The organism is Nonomuraea glycinis (assembly GCF_035920485.1).
GTDB lineage: Bacteria > Actinomycetota > Actinomycetes > Streptosporangiales > Streptosporangiaceae > Nonomuraea > Nonomuraea glycinis.
Map to the genome: position 1 here is coordinate 364500 of NZ_CP109166.1, position 14202 is coordinate 378701.

At 71.3% G+C, this 14202-nt stretch carries 11 protein-coding genes; 5 read left to right on the top strand and 6 right to left on the bottom strand.

Translation table 11 applies throughout. The features are described 5' to 3' along the window. Positions 1-115: 115 nt before the first annotated feature. The 3 genes from OHA68_RS01660 to OHA68_RS01670 all read right to left on the bottom strand — a co-directional run bounded on the left by OHA68_RS01660 (position 116) and on the right by OHA68_RS01670 (position 3759). Positions 116-1039, bottom strand: a complete 924-nt coding sequence (locus tag OHA68_RS01660) for a PaaX family transcriptional regulator (RefSeq protein ID WP_327106028.1) — start codon at positions 1037-1039, stop codon at positions 116-118. 77 nt (positions 1040-1116) lie between these two features. Next, complete coding sequence (locus tag OHA68_RS01665; RefSeq protein WP_327106029.1) at positions 1117-2193, bottom strand: PaaX family transcriptional regulator; 1077 nt, start codon at positions 2191-2193, stop codon at positions 1117-1119. Between the two features lie 186 nt (positions 2194-2379). Next, positions 2380-3759 (bottom strand): hypothetical protein, encoded by a 1380-nt coding sequence (locus tag OHA68_RS01670; protein WP_327106030.1) that lies wholly within the window; start codon positions 3757-3759, stop codon positions 2380-2382. 193 nt (positions 3760-3952) lie between these two features. Between OHA68_RS01670 and OHA68_RS01675 the strand changes: the two genes are divergently transcribed. Genes OHA68_RS01675 through OHA68_RS01695 form a run of 5 tightly spaced genes read left to right on the top strand, consistent with a single transcriptional unit; the run spans position 3953 to position 10020 of the window. Then, entirely contained in the window at positions 3953-4945 is a 993-nt protein-coding gene (locus OHA68_RS01675; protein ID WP_327106031.1) for a phosphate/phosphite/phosphonate ABC transporter substrate-binding protein, read from the top strand. Then, positions 4938-5732, top strand: a complete 795-nt coding sequence (locus tag OHA68_RS01680) for a phosphonate ABC transporter ATP-binding protein (protein ID WP_327106032.1) — start codon at positions 4938-4940, stop codon at positions 5730-5732. The genes OHA68_RS01675 and OHA68_RS01680 overlap by 8 nt, the downstream gene beginning before the upstream one ends. Beyond that, complete coding sequence (gene phnE, locus OHA68_RS01685) at positions 5725-7377, top strand: phosphonate ABC transporter, permease protein PhnE (RefSeq protein WP_327106033.1); 1653 nt, start codon at positions 5725-5727, stop codon at positions 7375-7377. The genes OHA68_RS01680 and phnE overlap by 8 nt, the downstream gene beginning before the upstream one ends. 40 nt (positions 7378-7417) lie before the next feature. Next, entirely contained in the window at positions 7418-8623 is a 1206-nt protein-coding gene (locus tag OHA68_RS01690) for a cytochrome P450 (protein ID WP_327106034.1), read from the top strand. Next, on the top strand, positions 8620-10020 hold the full coding sequence (locus tag OHA68_RS01695; protein ID WP_327106035.1) for an alpha/beta hydrolase family protein: 1401 nt from the start codon (positions 8620-8622) through the stop codon (positions 10018-10020). The genes OHA68_RS01690 and OHA68_RS01695 overlap by 4 nt, the downstream gene beginning before the upstream one ends. A gap of 69 nt (positions 10021-10089) precedes the next feature. Here OHA68_RS01695 and OHA68_RS01700 read toward each other — a convergent pair whose 3' ends face one another. The 3 genes from OHA68_RS01700 to OHA68_RS01710 are packed head-to-tail and all read right to left on the bottom strand — an operon-like array spanning position 10090 to position 14179. Beyond that, positions 10090-12063: a nuclear transport factor 2 family protein gene (locus OHA68_RS01700; protein WP_327106036.1), complete on the bottom strand. Its 1974-nt coding sequence runs from the start codon at positions 12061-12063 to the stop codon at positions 10090-10092. Between the two features lie 26 nt (positions 12064-12089). Beyond that, on the bottom strand, positions 12090-13244 hold the full coding sequence (locus OHA68_RS01705; RefSeq protein ID WP_327106037.1) for a sialidase family protein: 1155 nt from the start codon (positions 13242-13244) through the stop codon (positions 12090-12092). An 11-nt stretch (positions 13245-13255) separates the two neighbouring features. Then, complete coding sequence (locus OHA68_RS01710) at positions 13256-14179, bottom strand: amidohydrolase family protein (protein WP_327106038.1); 924 nt, start codon at positions 14177-14179, stop codon at positions 13256-13258. Positions 14180-14202: the final 23 nt, after the last annotated feature.

Consider the following 14202-nt stretch of genomic DNA (forward strand, 5'->3'; position numbering starts at 1 on the left):
CCAATTAATGCTGCACTTAATGTTGCGGCCGTGTGGGCAAGTGTCACATCTAGGGGTGCACACCTGTCAAGAGGCTGCGGTGCGGCGGAGGCGAGCGGGAATCGTCGGGGGACGATCAGGTGGGCGCGAGAATGGAACTGGTCCGGTGGTGCGCGACCAGCTCGGCCAGTTCGGGGTCGAACTCCGCGACGATCTGCTTGACGCGGAACTCGGCCAGCGGCCCGAGGGTGTCGTAGATCTCCACGAAAAGGTCTCTGGCCGCAGCGCGCGGCCAGTCGGTGGGCAGCAGCTCCGCCGGCAGATCGGGATCGTGGTTGGGGAACGTCCGCCAGGTGTCCATGATCCCCGAACGCGACACCAGCGCCTCGGAGGCGCCGACCGCGCCCTTGCGGACGCGTTCCAGGAGAGGCGTGTACTGGGCCACGAACCCCTCGTAGGTACGCCGGAGCTGATCGAAGTCCCATGCCTCCCGCGGGGCGCGCATGCCGGGAAGCTCCAGGGCCTCGGCGCGGAAGACCGTCGCCATGGGGATCTCCAGTTCGGTGAGCGCCGCCGCGGCGCTGCCGGCGTTCGCCGTCGGCGAGACCCACAGCCCGTCGTAGAGCGGGGCGAAGCCGAGCCAGCGCAACCTCGCGCGCAGCGCGTGGCGCAGGTCGCGCTGCTCCTCGGAGATGGAGAACGCCGCCATCACCCATCTCCCGTCCCACGCGCCCTGCGCCAGGCCGAAGGACATGATCCGCTGCCTCCCCTCCAGCATCACCGCGGCGGCCCGGTCTGTCAGCCGGTAGTAGGTGCGCCGCCCGGCCTTGGACGACTCCAGCAGATCCCGCCTGGTCAGCCGGCTGAGTGCGGCCCTGGCCGCCACGGCGGTGACTCCGAACTCCTCGGCCAGCCGCACCAGGGCCGCGGACGGCAGTTGCTCGGGCCGGCTGATCCAGTAGTCCCCGAGAAGCGTCGTGATCAGGTGCTGCGGGGGCGCGCCCACCTGGAAGCGCGGAAAGTCGACAGTCCCTGTCTCGGACAGCTCGCTATCATTCACAGCGAAAGTATATTGACAACGCTTGAGCCTACGCACGTCATCTATGTGTCATGCTTCCTGGGCGACCTCGATGCGCGTCAGCGATCTCCACCGCCCTTCCGCCACGCGCCGGCCTCCTCGCCGCCGAGGAGGTCGAGGCGGTCGCGGTCGGTCGTCTCGTCGAAGGCCGTGTGACGCCGGGTCACCGGCGACTCCAGGGCGGACACCTGCGTGAAGGTGTGGTGCGCGGCCAGCCCGGCCAGTTCGGGGTCGAATCCGGCGAGGATCTCGCGGAACCGCCGCTCCGCCGGCTCCCCGAGCGAGTCGTAGATCTGCACGCACAGCCGCCTGGCCTCGTCGCGCGGCCAGCCGGCGGGGAGCAACTCGGCGGGGAGGTCGGGGTCGAGCGTGGGGAACACCCGCCAGTCGGTCATGATCGCGGTCCGTAGCCGCAGCGCCTCGGCGGGGCTCGGGCCGGACATCGGGCCGGACATCGGGCCGATGTCCGGCCCGGACATCGCCAGCCGCTCGGCGACCGGCCGATGGGTGTCGATGAAGCGCAGGTAGCGTTCGCGCAGCGCGGTGACGTCGAAGGCGCGGGCCGGCACCGGGTCCAGGTCGTCGTCGGCGACCTTGCGGGCCCGGAACACGACCGCCCCGCGCACGCCGAGCCTTCGCGTGAGTTCGACGACGTCGTCCGTCCTGTCGTGCGGGGACACCCACACCGCGTCGAAGATCATGCCGAAATGCAGCAGGCGCAGCCCGTCACGCAGCGTGCGGCGGGTGTCCCGCTGGTCCTCGGGCACCGAGAAGGTGACGACCGTCCACTCCCCGTCCCAGGGCGGCGTGACGGCGCCGAACGTCAGCAGCCGGCGCATGTGCGCCACGATCACGTCGGACGCCCGGGGCGGCAGTCCGTACGCGGTGGTGCGGCCGTTGCGGGAGCTGGTCAGCAGCCCTCGTGAGACGAGCCGCCGCAGGGCGGCGCGGGCGCTGGCCTCGGAGATGCCGAACTCCTCCAGCAGCCGCACCAGCGCCGCCGACGGGATGTGCTCCTGCCGCCAGAACCAGTAGTCGCCCAGCAGCGTGGTCAGCAGCCGCTGCGGTTCGGCCCCTTGCCGAGCCCTGGGCAGGGAACCGGGCTCCGGCGACGCGGCCACCTGGCCTCCGTCCATCGTCAGACTCCTCAGCCGGCGTGGGGCCCCAGCCGGCCACGTCTGGATCATGGGCGGGCTTGCCGGGCTCGACGAGGGTGAATCTTACGTCCTCCGGTTCGGCGTCCGGGCTCTTCCCGGCGATCTTGGCGATCTTGGCGACGGCCGGTCCCGGGACGACGAACGCGTGGGAGGTCTCCTCGCTCGTCACCGCGGCACGTGGGGGCGCAGAAAACGGCCGGGAGAGTAGTGGATGAACTCCGCGGCGCCCAGGGCCGGGTCCTCGGCGGCCAGGCGTGCGGCGAGCTCGCCGAGCTGATGGGCGCCGGCATCCGTCCAGCGGCCGGTGGTGACCCGGGTCCTCAGCGTCTGCACCGCGGCGACGAACTCGGCTCCGGTGTAGCGGCAGTGGCCGGGCCGGTCGACGAACACCTGGCGCAGCATCGCGCCCTTCCCGGCGCGCCGCACCACATCGGAGTAGGTGCGGGCCTGGGTGACGGTGGGGTAATTGTCGCCGCGCTCGTGCATCGTCAGGACGGGGACGCCGACCGCGCCGCGCGGGGTGAAGTAGTCCTCCATGTACGTGACGGCGCCGGGGTCGGCGGAGACGCGCGGCACCGCCGCCAGGGCCGAAAGGTCGGCGTCGAGATTCAGTCCCGCGCCGGCGTAGAGGGCGCGCACCTGCTCCATCCGCCCGGACTCCCGCAGTCCCCTGCGGTAGTCCACGCCCGTGTTCCAGGAGAAGTTCCCGCCTGCCCGCTGTTCCAGCGGATAACGGGGAGAGAAGACGGTCGCCATGAACGCCGCGTACTCTTGGGCCTCCTGCGCGGCCCAGTCACGCGCCGCGGGTTCGGGGGTGCCGGTCACCGACCAGGTGGAGACCTGGGCGAAGGATGCGGCCAGGGCGATGCGGGCCCGCCCGGCCGGAGTTCGCTGAGCGGCGTCCAGGGCGGCGCGGGCGGCCGTGGTGCTCCGCGTCTCCTCCTCAGCCGAGGCCAGTCGGACGAGCTTGACCGCGTCGTCGCCGGGGGCGAGCAGCGTCTTGAACACGAAGGCCGCGTCGAGCGACTGGTTGAGCATCGCCACCGGCCCGGCGACCGAGGCGCAGTACGGGAGCGCGCCGTCGATCAGGTCGGGCCGGCGTTCGGCCAGGCCGGCCGCGACGGCGCCGCCCATCGAGCCGCCCCAGGCCAGGGTGGTCGCCGGCGTCCCGGCGACGTCGGCGAACTCGGCGAGCGTGTCGGCGGAGCCCCGCAGGGTCTCCGCCACGGCCCAGCCGTCCCCGTAGGGCCGGGTGCCGGCCAGGGCGTACCCGTGGGCCAGCAGCCAGTTCCGCGCGGCGGGCTCACCGCCGAGGTCGGCCGGCAGGTGCTGCGGGCCGGCGCCCTGGCCGTAGCCCGGGCTGAACGTCAGCAGGGTGCCGTTCCAGTCGCGCGGGACCTCGATCGCGTAGGTGGCGCCGCTCGGGTGGACGCCCGTGACGCTGATGGGACGGGCCTGGCCGGACGCCGCCGGCGCGAGGGCGAGGGCGAGGGCGAGAGCCGTGGCCGAGAGCACCGTCACGGCACGGGTCGCCCGATTGATCACTGAATGGGGATTGATGTCCGCCTCCAGGGATGGGAAGCTGCTGCGACACGAGATGCACAACACTTCAATGGACGGTCGTTCAAATTGAGCCGCCCATAATGTTAGACAGTAATCGTACGGTCGTAACATAAGTGTTGACAATGCACGCGGGCCTGCCTACTTTGGCCCGACCACCTGCATGTGAGGAGCCTCGATGTTCCGAAAGTCAGCTCTGGGCGTCGTCGCGATGGGTGCCGTGATCGCACTGCTGCCCGCCTGCGGTGCCGGCCCCGGAAGCACCCGCGGCGCGGCCGCCGGCGGTGACCGGTCCGGCGAGCTGGTTTTCGCCGCCATCCCATCGGAGCAGAGCGACAACCTTGAGGCGTCATTCGCCCCGATCATCGCCGCGTTGCGCGAGGATCTCGGCGTCCCGGTGCGGTTCCAGGCCGTCACCAGCAACGCCGCCGTCGTCGAGGCCCAGGTGGCCAAGCGCGTGGACATCGCCGTCTACGGGGCCTTCAGCTACTACCTGGCCCGGAGCCGCGCCGACGTCGAGCCCGTCGCCGTCCCGCTGGCCGCCCCGGCCGGCGACCCCGGCGCGTACGCCTACGGGGTGACCCGCGGCGACGACAAGAGCATCGCCTCGCTCAAGGACGTCGCCGGCAAGGACGTCTGCTTCACCGACCCCGGCTCCACCACCGGCTATCTCCAGCCCCTCGCCTCGCTGCGGGAAGCCGGCGTCGATGCGGACAAGGACGTCAAGACGGTGTTCACCCACGGGCACGACACGGCGGTCGCCTCGCTGCTGGCCAGCGACTGCGACATCGCCTTCGTCGGCGACGTGTTCATCGACCAGTTGCTGCCCGCCCGCGGCCTGCTCAAGCCGGGGCAGGTCACCAAGGTGTGGACCTCGCCGCTCATCCCCGGGCCGCCGATCGTGGTCGGCACGTGGCTGCCGCAGGACGTCCGCGACCGTATCGCCAAGACGGTGACCGGCCTGACCGCCACCGGCGCCGCTTCCGCCGGGCTGTGCAAGGGCAGTGAGATCAAGGGGCCGAAGAACTGGGGCCGGCACGCCGACGCCACGGCCTGCACCCTCGGTACCTCCACCGCCTGGACGTTCGTCAAGGCCGACGACGCCACCTATCAGCCGATCGCGCGCATCTGCGAGATCACCAAGGCCGAGGTCTGCACGTCCGGTGGCTGAGAGACCCGCCGTGATCGGCGACCCCGTGCTGCGGCTGTCGGAGGTCGGCAAGGGCTTCCACGGCACCCCCGTACTCGACGATGTGTCACTGGACGTCCCGCAGGGACAGTTCCTCGCCTTGGTCGGCCCGTCCGGGGCGGGCAAGTCGACGCTGCTGCGGCTGGTCAACGGCATGCATGTGCCGGACAGCGGCACCGTGCGCACCCTGGGCGAGAATCCGGCCACCTGCTCCCGGAGCCGGCTGCGCGCCCTGCGCGCCAGGGTCGGGTTCGTCTTTCAGCAGTTCGGCCTCGTCGGGCGGCTGTCCGCGCTGGAGAACGTGCTGATGGGGTCGCTGGCCACCCTGCGCCTGCCCAGGTACGGGGTGATGAGCTACCCGCGCGCGCTGCGGGTCCGCGCCGTGGCGCACCTGGACCGGGTCGGGCTGGCGGACCGGCGGTTCCAGCGCTGCGACACGCTCTCCGGTGGGCAGCAGCAGCGGGTCGCGGTGGCCCGGACCCTGCTGCAGAGCCCTGAGCTGATCCTCGCCGACGAGCCGGTCGCCTCGCTGGACCCGGCGGCGAGCGTACTCGTGCTCGACATCCTCAAACGGATCAGCGCCGAGGACGGCATCTCCGTCGTGTGCAGCCTGCATCAGATCGAGTTCGCGCTCGCCACCGCCGACCGGGTCGTGGCGCTGCGCGGCGGGCGGCTGGCGCTGGACGAGCCGGCCGCGGACCTCACCGCCGAGCGGCTGCGGGAGATCTACGACACGGCGTACGACACGGCGGGGGGCCGCGATGCCTAGCACCACCTCCGCCACGCGCGCCACGACCGCGGCGGACCCGGGCCCGCTGCGGCCGCCATGGAGCGCCCGCGCCCTCGTCGCGGCGGGGCTGCTCGTCGCGGCCGTGGCCGTCACCTGGCTGACGTTCTGGTGGATCGGTCTGTCCCCGGCCTCTCTGGCCGCCGGGCTGGACGACACCGCGCGGCTGCTGCGCCGGATGTGGCCGCCGGACCTGTCCGGCACCGGCGACCTCGCCTGGATGGTCGCCGAGACGCTGCTCATCGCGGTGGCGGGCACCGGCCTGGCGGTGCTGGCCTCGGTGCCGCTGGCCTTCACCGCCGCGCGCACCCATCGCGGGCCCCGCTGGCTGCGCCCGGCCGCCCGGGTGGTCGTCGTGCTGACCCGCGCCGTGCCGACGCTGGCCTTCGCGATCCTGTTCGTGCGGATCTTCGGCCTTGGCCCGCTGGCCGGCGCGCTCGCCGTCGCCGTGCACTCGGTGGGCATGATCGCCAAGCTGCTGGCCGACGCCGTGGAGGAGGCCGACCCCGTCCCCGCCGAGGCGGCTCGCGCGTGCGGGGCCGGCGAGGTGCAGGTGGCCGTCTCCACCGTCCTGCCCCGCGTGTTCCCCGCGCTGACCGCCATCGTGCTGTACCGCCTCGACATCAACATCCGGGCGTCGGCCGTGCTCGGCGTCGTCGGGGCCGGCGGCATCGGCGTGGCGCTGCAGACCGCGCTGGGCAGCCTCAACTACCACCGGGCGGCGGGCATCATCTGCGTGATCGTCGTCCTGGTGCTGCTGCTGGAGCTGCTGTCGGTGGCGGTCCGCCGCCGCACCAGAGCCGGCCGGTCCGCCGGGGACACGACCGGTGCGGCCGCGCTGCCGGCCGGGCGTGCCCCGCACGACGTCGGCTGGGACCGCGGCCGGGTGCTGCGGGCGGCCGGCGCCGTCGCCACCGGGGTGGTCTTCCTCGTGTCGCTGTCGTCCCTGGACCTCGACCCGGGCCGGCTGTCCGGCGCCTGGCCGAACCTGCGCGGCGTCCTCACCGGCATGTGGCCGCCCGCGTTCTCCGCTGACCTGCTCATGGCGGTGCTGGAGAGCCTGCTCATGGCGCTGGGCGCCGCCGCGGTGGGCGCCGCCTGCGGGCTGGTGCTGGCCCTGCTCACCGCCGTCAACACCACCCCTTGGCAGCCACTGTCCGCGGTGGTCCGGGTGCTGCTGGTGGTGGTCCGGGGCATCCCCGACCTGGTGTACGCGCTGCTGTTCGTGGCCGCACTGGGGCTCGGCCCGTTCGCCGGCTTCCTGGCGCTGTGGATCTCCTCCACCGCGCTGGCCGCCAAGTTCTTCGCCGACTCCCTGGAACAGCTCGACCCGCTGCCGATCGAGGCCCTGACCTCGGTCGGCGCCCGCCGGTCGCAGGCGTTCGCCGCCGGGACCTGGCCACAGTTCGTGCCGTCGTTCACCGGCAACGGCCTGTTCGTGGCCGACATGGCGCTGCGCGAGTCGATCGTGCTCGGCATCGCCGGCGCGGGCGGCGTCGGCTACCTCATGCAGGAGTCGATCGCCACCCTGCGGTACGACACCACCGCCGCGATCGTCATCGCGATCGCCGTCATCGTGTACGCCATCGAGACGCTCGCCCGGATCGCGCGCAGGCACCTGCTGTGAGCGGCGGACGAGCTCAGGACGGGAACGAAGGGATGTCACCATGACCATCACCGCCTCCGACTGGGACCCCACCGCACCGGAGACCTTCGACAGCTCGCACGGGGTCTACGCCGAGCTGCGGCGACGCTGCCCGGTGCCGTGGAGCGACGCCTTCGGCGGCTTCTGGGCCGCCACCCGCTACTCGGATGTGCTGCGGGTGGCCCGGGACAGCGAGACGTTCAGCACCGCGGTGCAGAACGTCGTCCCGCACGTGCCGCGCGCCCAGCGCCGGCCGCCGCTGCACTACGACCCACCCGAGCACGAGATCTACCGCGCTCCGCTGGACCGGGTGCTGCGCCGCAGCGTGATACGCCGTCTCGAACCGGCCTTCGCGCAGGTGGCGCGCGAGCTGCTGGTTCCGCTGCTGGCCCGCGGCGGCGGCGACTACGCCCAGGAGTTCGCGCTGCCGTACGCGGCGCAGTGCTTCGCGCTCTTTCTCGGCCTGCCGGTCGACCAGGTGCTGGAGATCCGCCGGATCGGCGTCGAGTACAGCTTCGCCATCCAGGAGATGGACCGGGCCCGGGTCATGACGGCCAGTGACGAGCTGTACGCCATCGCCCGGGCCATCGTCGAGGACCGCCGGGCCGACCCCCGCGACCCGGACGAGGACTTGGTGACCAACCTGCTACGGGCGTCCGGCGACCCGGCGCGGCCGATCCCGCACGACCTGGTCGTGGCCACCGTGCGGCAGACGATCGTGGCCGGCATCGGGGCGCCGCACGCCGTGCTGGGCAGCGCCGCCGTCCATCTGTCCCGCGACCCTGACCTCCAGGACCGGCTGCGCGCCGACCCCGGGCTGCTGCCGGCGGCGATCGAGGAGCTTTTGCGGCTGTACGCCCCCTACCGGGTGTTCGCCCGTACCGCCACCCGGGACGTCGAGCTCGGCGGCCGCACGGTGCGGGCCGGCGAGGCGATCACGATGATCTTCCCCTCGGCGAACCGGGACGAGGCGGTGTTCGACGACGCCGACCGGCTCGACCTGGAGCGGCGGCCCAACCGGCACCTCGCGTTCGGCCGGGGCGCGCACCGCTGCCCCGGCGCGGCGATGGCCCGGCTGGAGATGGCGGTCGCGCTGGGCGAACTGCTCGCCGGCACCACCCGGGTCGAACCCGACGGCGAGGTGCGGATGTTCAACTGGCTGGAGTTCGGGCCCAGATCGGCACCGCTACGCCTCCTCCCCATCGAGTCGAAGGGACTGCCGCTGTGACCCGCCACGGAGTGACCGCGTGCCTGGCCATCGTGATGGCCGTCGCGGCGGCGACCGCCGTCGGGAGCGGGACCGCCGCCGCCGTCCCCGCCAGGCCCCCCGGTGGCACGCCGTGCCTGCCGGACTCTCCCACCCGCCCCAGCTGTGTCAGCGGCACCCTCCAGGACGGCACGCCTTACGAGTTCGTCGTCCCGGCCCGCTGGAACGGCACCGTGGTGGTCGCCCTCGACTTCGCCGGTCCGGGCCGGGACGAGCCCCTGACCGCACGGTTGCTGGCCGACGGCGTGGCCCGCGGCGGAACGAGCCGGGCGATCACCGGCTGGGACATCCGGTCCGCCATCGACAACCAGGCCGAAGCGCTGGCCCGCTTCGAGCAGGCCTACGGCCGGGCCCGCAAGGCGATCGCCTCCGGGACCTCGATGGGGGGTTTCGTCGCCGCCGGCGTCGCCCAGGTCCATCCGCACGCCTTCGACGCGGCCGTCCCGATGTGCGGCGGACTGGGCGGGTCCGTCTCCCAGTGGAATCAGAAGCTCGACACGCTCTTCGTGCTCGAGCGCCTGATCGCACCGGGGCTTCCGGTCATCGACATCCCTGAAGACGTCGAGTCGGCCCGGAAGGCGTGGATCGACGCTCTCGCCGCGGCGCAGCGAACTCCCGAGGGCCGGGCCCGGATCGCCCTGGCCGCCGCGATCGGCCAGCTGCCGGCCTGGGGCCGGAACTCCGACGGGTCCACGCCGCCGCCTCCGGACAGCGGGGACGCCGACGCGCTGGAGCAGGGCGCCTACCTCGCGCTCGCCGGTGGGCCCCTGCCCTACGTCGGGCAGGCCATGGGCAGCCGGCGCCAGATCATGGCGGTGGTCGGCGGAAACCCGTCCTGGAACACCGGCGTGGACTACGCGAAGCAGCTGCGCCTGGCCGATCCCGCCCTCCGGCGTGCCGTCGGGGAGCTGTACAAGGCGGCGGGCCTGGCACTCGCGGCCGACTTGAAGGACCTGGCCGCCGCGCCGCGCATCGCGGCGGACCCGGACGCCGTCAAGCGGTTCTCTCGCGGCATCGTCCTGGACGGCGACCTGCGGATCCCCGTGCTGACCTTGTCCGGCACCGGTGACCAGATCTCCACCGTCGCCCAGCAGCAGTCGTACGGGGAGAAGGTGCGCCGGGCGGGAGCGAACCCCCTGCTACGCCAGACGTACACCGAGACCGTCGGCCACTGCGACTTCTCACCGGCGGAGCAGCAGGCGGCGCTGGCGACGATGCTCGACCGGCTGCGGAGCGGTCACTGGCCCGCGACGTCCGCCCCGGCGATGAACGCCCGGACGACGGCGCTGGGGGCCGGCCCCGTCCCTCGGTATGTCTCGTTCACCCCGCCCCGGTTCAACCGGCCCTACCCGGGCTGAGCCGTACGGGCCGCTGCCGGGGTCGCGTGGTCCAGGCAGCGGCCCACCCCGTCCACCGGCGCGGCTCGGTCAGGAGGTGAGTTCCACCCCGTCGATCTCAGGGCCGTTCGGCGGCTTCTGGTAGCCGTGCGCGGTCATGCGGGTCTCGGGCATCTTCTCGCACGGCACGCAGTCGGGCCAGAAACGCTCCGGCGTGCGACCGCTCACCGGATTGCGGTAGTGGAACCACATCGGCAGAATGGCGGGCCACTCGACGAACGTGCCCGTCCCCCCGCGGAACCCCTCCTGACGCCGGCCCAGGTCAGTGAGCGGGATGTCCGGCGGGTACGTGCTCAGCAGGCGGCTCGGCGGTGGCGGTGGCGCGCCTTCCGGTCGGGCCACCGCGGACGCCCAGCCGCCCTTCCAGTCGGGCGAGGCGAAGTAGTGTTCGTCGATGGTCAGGCTCCACAGCCGCCAGATGCCGTCCTCCAGCACGGCCTGATCGTTCGGATACATCCCGGAGTGCAGGCCGCCCATGTAGAAGGCGGTCGACGAGCTGTCCGGTTCCTTCGACGTCCGGGGCTGGAACAGCCGGGTGCGCAGGTTCGCCGACCGGCCGTCCTGCGACACGTGGATCACGGGCTGGGTGCGCCAGTGGAACGAGATCGCGGCACGGCGTGCGGGAGACGGACCCCAGCTCGCGCCGGCCGCGCCGATGATCCGGTCGCGACCGACGAAGTAGCCCGCGAACGGCGACTGCTTGTGGCCGTCGACCGCGAAGATCGCCGCCATGTCGGACCATTGGAAATCGTCGAGGTAGTAGCCGTAGGCGGACGAGACGTTCTCGACCCCGTCGTACGCCTGGGAGCGCGCGAGCCGGCGCGCGAGGTCGGCCGGATCGAGCGGGGCTTCGCCGGGCCGGCTCGGGGACGTCTCGCCGGACGGCGCACCGGGCGCGGCGTCGAGAAACGCTGGGATGGGGGCAGCCGGCTGTTCCGGCAGCGGCGCGAGACCGCCGTTGCCCCACCCTTCGGCGTAGTCGGCGCGAAGCAGCGGCGTCAGTGACACCTCCTGGAGTTTCCACAGGCCACCCTCCTTGACGAAGCGGTTGCGGAACACGGAGAACTCCCAGAAGCCCACGCGCTTCGTCGCATCGCCCAGAAGCCCCAGCTCGATCCCCCGGCTCAACGCCTCCCGGCCCCCGGGCAGCACCTCGACGACGAGATCGAAGATCAGCCGCTCGTTGAGCAGGCCGTGGGCGAGGCCCTCCGGCCCCATCCGTTCCATGGCCCGGCGAACGCCCGCGCGTCCCGGGTGATCGCCCACACCGGCGACCGTGACGGTCCCGTCCTCGGCGAAGAGATCGACGACATCGCTCCACATCCGGCGATCGACGTAGTATCCATAGGCGTTCTGGAGGTTGCGAATCGCGTCCTCGTCGTTCAGCCTGCGGATCCTGCCGGCCAGTTCTTCGAGGGTCGCGCCGCTGCGCGGGGCGGCGCCGACCGGCGCCGGGATCGGCACCCCCGTCTCATCGCTGGTGAAGTGCTTCGGCACGATCGGCAGGTCCTGGCCGCCGACGTTGGCCCAGCCGTCGTGATAGCCGCCTTCGAACTGCGGGTGGTAACGCATGCTCGCGATGAGCCAGCGCCCGTCCTGCACGACATAGTCGTTCTCGTAGATCCCCCCTTCGATGCGCGCCGTTCCGCTGCCGTCGCCGAGGAAGCGCATGGCCATCCACCGGGCCTGGGCCGTGCGCGCGTCGACCGAGAGGTTCGCCAGCGGCTCGTCGATGATCTCGGTGTGGAGAGAGCCCGGTGCGCGGCCGTTCATGTCTCCCGCACGGGCTTCCAGCCATGCCCTGATCGCCTCGCGGCCGGTCACGGTCTCCTCGCCCCACCGCAGGGTGCCGTCATCGGCGAAGAGCGCGGCCATCGCATGCCACTGCCCGAACTGACTGTGCTGCGCGTAGCCGCGCTGCACGTTCTTGACGGCGCGCAGCGACTCGACCCGCGCGACATCGCGCGCGAGCTCATCGATCGCCCGCTGCTCCTGCGTGCTCATCCCTGCTCGTTCCTCCTCCCTCTCACTCACTCAGCGACAAAGCTGCTGCGGGCGATATGACGGACACCGCCATTGGCCTGTACGGCATCGTCGCGGCTGTTGAAGTAATAGATCGCGCCGATCCGGCCGGGCTCGACCTCGAAGGCGTTCGGATAGCCCAGGTCCCAGCTGCCGCCGTCATCGCGGACGATGATCTCAGGACCCCAGCTCCTGCCCTCGTCCTCGCTCACCACGGCGCGGATGCCGTAGGGCTTGAGGCGGTATCCGTAGACGACGACCAGCCGTCCGTCCGCCATGGCGACCAGGCTGCCCGGCGCTCCGTAGTCGTTGACCCGCGACAGGAACTGCCACGTCAGACCGCCGTCGTCGCTGGCGAACAGCTCCGTCCACATGACGCCGGTGGGGTCGCGCTGGGAGCGCAGCGTGCACAGGATGCGGCCGCTCGGCAGCATCACCGCGCGGGGATAGAACCAGCGGTGACCGCCGAAGCGATAGGTGCTCTTCCAGTCCCCTTCCGCCGAGGCGAAGGGATCCTGCTTGGGCGTGATGAAGGACAGGAAATGGAACTCCGTGCCGTCGTCGGTGCCGGCGTACACCACCGGCCGGCGGTTCCACCCGTCCTCGCTGATCAGGGTCAGGAACAGCAGACAGCGGCCGTCGGGTCTCACCAGCGCCGAGTTGATCGCCGACAGCGAGTGCAGGCCGTCCAGCGGCAGCTCGACGGGCGGCGTCCAACTGTGCCCCGCGTCCGTCGAGACGCGAACGAAGGAACGGCTCTCCGGCTTGCCGAAATCGATGCTGCTGTTGCCCACCAGGACGTCGCGATCCAGGAAGTCGAAGGGCCCCCACTGGGAAAGATCCCGAGGGCTGCCTTCCGCCGCCGGGGTCGGACGCGCATAGACATCGAACGCGGGATCCCCCCACGTGCGTCCGCGATCGGCCGACCGCATCGTCACCAACCGGCTCCCGCGACCGCCACGCTCGCCGAGCTGATCATGACTGATCTTGGCGGGGTCGCTGTAGTCGGCGTCCAGTGACATGAAATTGGCGACGAACTCGCCCGACGCCGTCTCCCAGAAGCCCATCGTATAAGGCCATGCGCAGAACTCCCCGTCACGGCGATAGACGACCGCGTGATCCACGTCCTTGGCCGCGCGCGGCGGGCTGAATCTCCGAATCATCTTCCCTCTTCTCAGGCGTTCTTCGAATAGACGCGGGCGGCGTTGTCATGGAGGAACTTGCGCGCTTCTTCCGCCGTCAGGAAATCGGCCGCCGCACGGGCCATGGCCGCTTTCTCGGTGTAGTTCCAGAGCATGCTCTGGCCCACGTCGGAGCCCCACACGAGGCGGTCGGGGCCGAAGCTGTCGACCATCCGCCGGACGATGTGCGCCGGCCGCACGTCCTCCGCGACCAGCCGCTCCATGTTGATCTCAGTGATCTTGAAATGGACGTTCGGCACGTCGTCGAAGATGCCGATCGTCTGGTCGATCCCGAAATGCGGCGGGCCGGGCAGATGCACCTCCTCGCCCGCTTCCTGGGCGAGCCGGACCTCGTACTGCGTCATCCCGAACGGCATGCCGCCATGGTCGAGCAGGATCGGCAGGTCGGGGAACTGACGCGCGATGATCTTGATGAGCGGCAGCAGGTACGGGAGCTGCTTCATGAACAGGATCAGGGTCATCGGCGTCCCGAGCTCAGCGCACGTCCGCCACACCTCCATCGCCTGCGGCGAGCTCAGCCATGCGGTGTCCAGGATCCACGGCCGGGTATGCGCCATGCGGAATCCGCGGACGTGGTCGTTCTTGACCATTTCCCGATAACGCTCGGGAGTGGCCGGGTCCTGGGGGTCGAGTATCACCACCGGATGCAGTCGGCCAGGAAACTTCCGAGCCGATTCGAGAATGTAACTGTTGTCATGACCGTAGAGATGACCGCGTTGCACGAGGCACGCTTCGTCGACGCCGTGTTCGTCCATCATCGCGATCAGCGCTTCGGCCGTCACGGTGAAGTCGGTGCGCTTCGGTGTCGGCAGATCGGGCCTCAGGGCCTTGGGCCGGTACGTATCCCAATCGTCAGAGATCAGATGCGCGTGCGTATCGAAAAGCGGCGAGACCATGGTGCTCCGTTTCACTCGGATGG

Excerpts from the sequence above, each read along its gene's own strand:
- OHA68_RS01665 (WP_327106029.1), bottom strand. The coding sequence starts at position 2,193 with ATGGACGGAGGCCAGGTGGCCGCGTCGCCGGAGCCCGGTTCCCTGCCC.
- OHA68_RS01675 (WP_327106031.1), top strand. The coding sequence starts at position 3,953 with ATGTTCCGAAAGTCAGCTCTGGGCGTCGTCGCGATGGGTGCCGTGATC.
- phnE (WP_327106033.1), top strand. The coding sequence starts at position 5,725 with ATGCCTAGCACCACCTCCGCCACGCGCGCCACGACCGCGGCGGACCCG.
- OHA68_RS01690 (WP_327106034.1), top strand. The coding sequence starts at position 7,418 with ATGACCATCACCGCCTCCGACTGGGACCCCACCGCACCGGAGACCTTC.
- OHA68_RS01700 (WP_327106036.1), bottom strand. The coding sequence starts at position 12,063 with ATGAGCACGCAGGAGCAGCGGGCGATCGATGAGCTCGCGCGCGATGTC.
- OHA68_RS01705 (WP_327106037.1), bottom strand. The coding sequence starts at position 13,244 with ATGATTCGGAGATTCAGCCCGCCGCGCGCGGCCAAGGACGTGGATCAC.
- OHA68_RS01710 (WP_327106038.1), bottom strand. The coding sequence starts at position 14,179 with ATGGTCTCGCCGCTTTTCGATACGCACGCGCATCTGATCTCTGACGAT.